The 6,729-nt window shown below is 52.1% G+C and carries 8 protein-coding genes and 1 tRNA gene; 6 read left to right on the top strand and 3 right to left on the bottom strand.

What is annotated here, in order from left to right; all coding sequences use genetic code 11:
* The first annotated feature begins 250 nt into the window (after positions 1 to 250).
* From mazG to ABF287_RS16990, 3 genes are all read left to right on the top strand, one after another.
* Entirely contained in the window at positions 251 to 1,084 is an 834-nt protein-coding gene (mazG, locus tag ABF287_RS17000) for a nucleoside triphosphate pyrophosphohydrolase (RefSeq protein ID WP_347186187.1), read from the top strand.
* A gap of 100 nt (positions 1,085 to 1,184) precedes the next feature.
* Complete coding sequence (locus ABF287_RS16995; protein ID WP_347186186.1) at positions 1,185 to 2,189, top strand: Fe(3+) ABC transporter substrate-binding protein; 1,005 nt, start codon at positions 1,185 to 1,187, stop codon at positions 2,187 to 2,189.
* Positions 2,190 to 2,428: 239 nt separating this feature from the next.
* Positions 2,429 to 2,899 (top strand): GNAT family N-acetyltransferase, encoded by a 471-nt coding sequence (locus tag ABF287_RS16990; RefSeq protein WP_347186185.1) that lies wholly within the window; start codon positions 2,429 to 2,431, stop codon positions 2,897 to 2,899.
* Positions 2,900 to 2,921: 22 nt separating this feature from the next.
* Here ABF287_RS16990 and rnd read toward each other — a convergent pair whose 3' ends face one another.
* Positions 2,922 to 4,079 carry a ribonuclease D gene (gene rnd, locus ABF287_RS16985; protein WP_347186184.1) on the bottom strand — a complete coding sequence of 386 codons (1,158 nt, stop codon included), beginning with the start codon at positions 4,077 to 4,079 and terminating at the stop codon, positions 2,922 to 2,924.
* Positions 4,080 to 4,338: 259 nt separating this feature from the next.
* Here rnd and ABF287_RS16980 point away from each other — a divergent pair, with 259 nt between their 5' ends.
* Positions 4,339 to 4,566, top strand: a complete 228-nt coding sequence (locus ABF287_RS16980) for a hypothetical protein (protein WP_347186183.1) — start codon at positions 4,339 to 4,341, stop codon at positions 4,564 to 4,566.
* Here ABF287_RS16980 and purN read toward each other — a convergent pair.
* Together purN and purM are read right to left on the bottom strand one after the other, a co-directional pair.
* Positions 4,563 to 5,132 carry a phosphoribosylglycinamide formyltransferase gene (purN, locus tag ABF287_RS16975; protein WP_347186182.1) on the bottom strand — a complete coding sequence of 190 codons (570 nt, stop codon included), beginning with the start codon at positions 5,130 to 5,132 and terminating at the stop codon, positions 4,563 to 4,565. The two genes, ABF287_RS16980 and purN, sit on opposite strands and share 4 nt — an antisense overlap.
* 11 nt (positions 5,133 to 5,143) lie before the next feature.
* Entirely contained in the window at positions 5,144 to 6,190 is a 1,047-nt protein-coding gene (purM, locus tag ABF287_RS16970) for a phosphoribosylformylglycinamidine cyclo-ligase (protein ID WP_347186181.1), read from the bottom strand.
* A gap of 124 nt (positions 6,191 to 6,314) precedes the next feature.
* Between purM and ABF287_RS16965 the strand changes: the two genes are divergently transcribed.
* Positions 6,315 to 6,391, top strand: a tRNA-Ile gene (locus ABF287_RS16965).
* A 216-nt stretch (positions 6,392 to 6,607) separates the two neighbouring features.
* A partial coding sequence (locus ABF287_RS16960) for a 2-dehydropantoate 2-reductase N-terminal domain-containing protein (RefSeq protein ID WP_347186188.1) occupies positions 6,608 to 6,729 on the top strand: 122 nt, incomplete at its 3' end.

Raw genomic sequence — 6,729 nt, 5'->3', positions numbered from 1 at the left:
TTTGTCAGACGGATAACAGTCTTTGAATCGGCGTCAGTCATAGCTTTTCCTTCGGGTGTCCCCGCGGGCATATCAGCTTCATTCATAAGAGAAAAGAGACCAGACCCCGCGTGACAATGTCAGCGGATAATGCAGCAAATAATAAGGGCGCATGTCTTGGTCATGAGACGGTTGTAACAGGGCAAACTGGGGTTGCAAAGCCCCTTTGATGCGCCCAATCTGCAAGCAAACAAGCAAGTTGGCCGAGCACATGACACAGACCCCAAACCGCGACCCCATTTTCGAAGTGCCTGAGGGCATTGAGCAGCTGTTGGAAATTATGAAGCGCTTGCGTGATCCTGAAACGGGCTGTCCTTGGGATATCGAACAGGACTTTGCAAGCATTGCGCCTTTTTCGATTGAGGAAGCCTATGAAGTCGAGGATGCGATCAAGCGTGGGGATATGACGGATTTGCAGTCCGAATTGGGAGATTTGCTGTTTCAATCCGTGTTTCAATCACAAATCGCTGCCGACAAAGGCCTGTTTGATTTTCAAGACGTGGCCAAAACCATCGCCGCAAAGATGATTGATCGCCATCCGCACGTGTTTGGTGATCAGAGCAATCAAAAATCGCCTGAGCAGCAAACCATCGATTGGGAAGTGCAAAAAGCGGCCGAACGCGACCGGCGCGGAGAAACGCGCGTATTGGACGGCGTCGCCTTGGGCTTGCCTGCCTTAATGCGGGCGCAAAAGCTGCAAAAACGGGCGGCGCGAGTCGGGTTTGATTGGCCAGATGTCACACATGTGATCGACAAAATTGTTGAAGAATCCGCTGAATTGGTCGAGGCGCGCGACAGTAAAACGCCAGAAGACGTCTTTGAAGAATATGGCGATCTATTGTTTGTGATGGTCAACTTAGGCCGTCACATGGGCATAGAAACCGAGGAAGCTTTGCGCGCAGCAAACGAGAAGTTTGTAAGACGTTTCAATGCAGTGGAAGACAAACTTAAAGAACAAAACAGGTCACCAAGTGACAGCAATTTGGCTGAGATGGATGCATTGTGGGATGAGGCCAAAGGTCTCGATAAACAGGGTAAATTGTAGCGACATCGGGTCACACACTTCAATACCCGATTTTTCTAATCAGGTATTGACCCAAGTAAAATAGTCGGATTAAAAGGCCTCAACGAAATTGGAGACCTTTATGACTATTCGTACCGCCCTTATCGCGACAACGTTGCTGGCTTCTGCACCAGCGTTTGCAGCAGAAGTAAACGTTTACTCACACCGCCAGCCTGAATTGATCGCCCCGCTGACAGAGGCGTTCACCGCCAAAACTGGCATCGACGTCAATGTCGCATTCATGGACAAAGGCTTGGTTGAGCGCCTCAAAGCCGAAGGCGACCGCTCACCAGCGGATGTTATTCTTACGGTCGACATTTCGCGCATCGTTGAAGCCGTCGACGCGGGCGTTACACAGCCGATCGAGACTGACACATTGAAGTCTAATGTTCCAGCGATCTACCACGACCCACAGAACCACTGGTGGGGCCTGACAACCCGTGCACGCGTGGTTTATGCCTCACGCGAAACAGTGGCTGATGGCGAAATCACCACCTACGAAGACTTGGCTGATCCGAAATGGAAGGGTCGCATTTGTACCCGCTCAGGCACCAACGCATACATGATCGGCCTAACATCTGCTTACCTCGCACACCACGGCGCTGAAGAGACCAAAGCTTGGCTTCAAGGCCTCAAAGACAACCTCGCACGCAAGCCACAAGGCAATGACCGCGCGCAAGTGAAAGCGATTTGGGCTGGTGAATGTGACATCTCTTTGGGCAACACTTACTACATGGGTAAAATGTTGGCAGACGAAGAGCAAAAGCAATGGGCAGACTCTGTACGCCTTGAGTTCCCTGTTTTTGAAGGCCACGGCACACACGTGAACATCTCTGGTGTTGCTTTGACAAAATCCGCAAAAAACACTGACGAAGCCACTCAATTCATTGAGTTTTTGACATCACCACAGGCGCAAGAAATCTACGCAGAAGCCAACAGCGAATACCCAATTGCGCCAGGCACTGCACCTTCTGAATTGGTGTCCAGCTGGGGTTCATTCGAGCCTGATGATCTCAACCTGATGACAATTGCAGGCGCACGTGCTGAAGCGCTGCGTTTGACTGAAGAGGTCGATTACGACGGTTAAGCCGGAACACGCCCCTCGGGATGAGGGTCGCGCCCGCCTTTTGCGATTGCAAAGGGCGGGCTTTTTTTGCTTGACGCCACACCAGTCTTTGGGCACCTTCAGCGCATGAAAACAACACACGCCACAACACTGTATTTTATCCGCTCCTCATAGGGTGCGGCTATAGTTGTGACATAACAAAAGCCGCCGCAGGGTGGCTTTTTGTGTTTTTGGCTTTCCGTGCGGCATTAGGAGAGACCATGATCGAAACTGTAGAACAAACCATCACCATCCGCCCTGCCCGACGATCAGATTGTCGCGCGATCACGCGGATGATCGAAGAGTTGGCCAAACATCACGGCGATGTGCCGCTCGTGTCCGAAGATGCCCTGCGCGCAAATGTTTTTAGCAGCGAACCTTGGCTTAATATCCTCGTGGCTGAACGCGGTGAGCGGTTGGTGGGATACGCCGGCTTGGTGCGCGGGTTCAAACTGCATTTTGGTCAACGCACACTGGATCTGCACCACTTATACATCGCTGACAACATGCGCGGCAAAGGTGTCGGGCGACAGTTGATCGACGCCTCTAAATCGATTGCCAAAGCGTTGGAGTGCACAGAATTGACCGTCAGCACACAAAGTCACAATCTTGTGGCGCAAAGTGCTTACGCCGCTTGTGGTTTCGTAAAAATACAAAACCCAAGCGGCGCTCGATTTGTTATGGAACTATAGATCGACAGTCATGTGATTGCGCCTAAAGCGTGATCACATCCACTTTTTGACCTTTAACAGCCAGACCGATTTCACCTTTGCAAAGGCGCATCGCGTCATCGCCAAAGACTTCGGCGCGCCAACCGGACAGCGCCGGAACATCGCGTTTGCCAGCTGCAATCATATCGAGTTGCGCAGACGACGCGATCATTTTGGCCGCCACATTGGCGTTGTCGGATTTCGCTTTCAGCAACACCCGCAGCATGTCTGCCAGCGCTGGATTGACCTGCAATTTATCGCGGTCGCCATCGACTTTGGGCATTTGCTCAGGCGAATATTTGGACGCTATGTTAATCGCAGCAATGATACCATCCGCAATATCGCCTTTGCGGGCCTCACGCAGTAGCAGACGCGAACGCGCCAAATCAGCGGGTGTTTTGGGTTTGGTTGATGCGAGTTCAAGCATCGCGTCATCCTTGTAAACGCGGTTGCGCGGGATGTCGCGAGACTGCGAATACTCTTCACGGAACGCTGCCAACTCTTTGACCGCGGCCAAGAATTTTCCAGAACTGGTGCGGGTTTTCACCCGTTTCCATGCGTTTTCAGGCTCAACAACATAGGTGCCAGGCGTCATCAACACCTGCATTTCCTCGGCAACCCATTTTTCACGGTTGGCCTTTTTGACTTCCGCGTCCAGATATTCGTAAATCATCCGCAGGTGCGTCACGTCAGCCAAAGCGTATGTTTCTTGAGCTGGCGTCAATGGACGGCGCGACCAGTCGGTGAAGCGCGATGTCTTGTCGAGGCTTTGTTTCGCGATTTTGCGCACCAATGTCTCATAGCCCACTTGTTCGCCAAAACCACAGACCATCGCGGCCACTTGCGTGTCGAACAAGGGCGTCGGAATCACCCCACCTTGGATGTAGAAAATTTCAAGATCTTGGCGCGCTGCGTGAAAGACTTTGACCACATTTTGGTCACGAAACAGGTCGTAGAGCGGTGCCAGATCAAGGCCTTTGACCAGTGGATCCACCAAAACGGCGTCTTCTTCGTTGTCACCTGTCACAGCCAATTGAACGAGGCAAAGCTTTGAATAATAGGTGCGCTCTCGAAGGAATTCAGTATCCACGGTCACAAAAGGAAATTTTTTGGCGTGGTCGCAAAACGCTTGAAGCGCTTCAGTGGTTTTGATGGTAATCATTGCAGTCTTTTCATTTGTATACGGGGTCATCCCGCAGGTCGTCTGCAATCCCTACGCAACTCATGCGGGAATGAAAAGCAGATAGCTGGAAATGCAAAAAATCGACTGAAGGTGCTGCTCAAAATCCGCGCAATGTTACCGCGCGGCGGTCTTAACCTCAACAATTGTGATATTACATATAAAATATATTCGTTTTCATAATGCATCTAAACACGGCATGGTCGGGCTACCTTTTCCCAACACTTGAACGGAACATCCCATGTCAGACATCACGCATTTCATAGATCACGCCACACATCGCACCACAGGCACACCGAAAAACCGCAGCATCGCCGTAGGTGCTGCAGCCATTTTATTGTTGGTCTTTTTAACAGTTATCGGTGTTCACAATGCCTCAATCGAGACGCCATCCAACGCGATTGAATGGCATGGCTACAGCGCGGGCAGCGCCGTAACCCCTACCCCAAAAACACTGACGAAATTTTAGGGCTTCTCGATAAAGGCGCGCAGTGTTTCAGGATAGATTTGATGCTCTAGCGGCAGAATTTTTGCCGCCAGACTGTCCGCCGTGTCGCCCGCGTCAATTGCAACCCGCGCTTGCGCCAAGATCGGCCCACCGTCAAGTTCCGCAGTCACTTCGTGCACGGTGCAACCCGCCTCTGCATCGCCCGCATCAATCGCGCGTTGGTGCGTGTGCAGGCCCTTATATTTGGGCAGCAAGGACGGGTGAATATTGAGCATCTTACCCGCATAATGCGCGATGAATTCGGGCGTCAAAATGCGCATGAAACCGGCCAAGGCCACAACATCAGGCGCATAAGGATCAAGTGCTGCCATCACAGCCGCGTCAAACGTCGCACGATCCCCTTTATAGTCTGTGTGATCCACAACCACAGTCGGAATGCCCAAAGCCCGCGCCTTATCCAACCCACCCGCGTCAGGGCGATTTGACAGCACGACACAAGGCCGTGCTGGATGATCGCCCGTCATGGACTGCGCCAGTGTCACCATATTGGAGCCACTGCCCGAAATCAGGATCGCAACTTTTTTCATTCAAAAGCGCCCTACTTCAACGCGCCAGTGTAACGTACGCCTTCGCCCGCAGTCACTGTGCCAAGCGTGTAGACTGTTTCGCCTTCAGCTTTGAGCAGCGCGATGATGTCATCGGCTTTGTCCGCATCGACAGACAAGACCATGCCCACGCCTGCGTTGAATGTTTTCAGCATCTCAGATTCAGCCAAACCAGCCACATCCGCGATCCATGCAAACACTGGCGGCAATGTCCAGGATGTCAGATCGATGTCGGCGCCCAAGCCCGTCGGCAGAACACGCGGCAGGTTTTCGGTCAAACCACCACCCGTGATGTGTGCAAGCGCGTGCACGCCACCAGCGCGGACAGCTGCCAGCGTTTGTTTCACGTACAAGCGTGTCGGTTTCAAAAGCTCTTCGCCCAGTGTGCCTTCACCAAATGGCGCTTTGTCGTCCCATTTGAGACCAGAAACCTCAACCGTTTTGCGGACCAAAGAATAACCGTTTGAATGCACACCGTCAGAGGCAAGCCCGATCAGAACATCGCCCTCTTTCACGCCCGCAGGCAAATCTTCGCCGCGTTCCATCGCGCCAACAGAGAAACCAGCCAAATCGAAATCGCCGTCATGGTACATGCCCGGCATCTCGGCAGTCTCGCCGCCGATCAACGCACAGCCGGACAGCTCACAACCCTTGGCAATGCCTTCGATGATCGCTGTAGCTTGGTCCAGCTCAAGTTTGCCCGTGGCAAAGTAGTCGAGGAAGAACAAAGGCTCAGCGCCCTGACAGACCAGATCGTTCACACACATGGCGACCAGATCGATACCAATGGTGGACACGTTGCCTGTGTCGATCGCGATGCGCAGTTTGGTGCCAACGCCGTCTGTGGCCGCAACAAGAATAGGATCTTTGTAGCCTGCGCCTTTAAGATCGAACAAAGCGCCAAAACCGCCCAAACCGGCCATCACACCAGAGCGCGCCGTCTTTTTAGCCGCAGGTTTGATCCGTTCAACAAGCGCATTGCCTGCATCAATATCAACACCGGCGTCCGCATATGTCAGGCCGTTTTTTCCATCGCTCATGATCTAAAGTCCCCAAAGTCACATCGTTTGCACGCGCTTTATCGCAGTTAAACGCGTAAGGAAAGCAAAAGCGCAAATCATCTGCTTGACGCCCCTCATATCTCGCCATATTCACATTCTTGGCGGGCCTGTAGCTCAGTTGGTTAGAGCAGAGCGCTCATAACGCTTTTGTCGTAGGTTCAAGTCCTACCGGGCCTACCAAATTCATTTTCTTCAATACCTTCCGCCGCATCTTACATGTCGTATCTTTTGACCCAAAATCCATTTGTTTTGGCAAGTTGGCCCTAATTTGGGCTCAAAATTTTTTACACAATCAGACACCGCAAAAATTCAAAAAGCCCATTTTTCCCCGTTTAGGTGCAAAACGTGCTATGATGAAGCGACGGCGCTTGAACGGATAATGAAAAGGATATTTTCATGAAGATCGCAGTGCTCGGTGCAGGTGGAATTGGTGGATATATTGGCGGGCGTCTGGCCGAGGCAGGTCATGACGTCACTTTGGTTGCGCGCGGTGATCATTTATCCGCGATCCAATCTCG

Source organism: Pacificibacter sp. (genome assembly GCF_039769035.1).
In the GTDB taxonomy this organism is placed as follows: domain Bacteria; phylum Pseudomonadota; class Alphaproteobacteria; order Rhodobacterales; family Rhodobacteraceae; genus Celeribacter.
The sequence above is the reverse complement of the archived record's forward strand: the minus strand, read 5'-3'. Positions and strand labels throughout refer to the sequence as shown.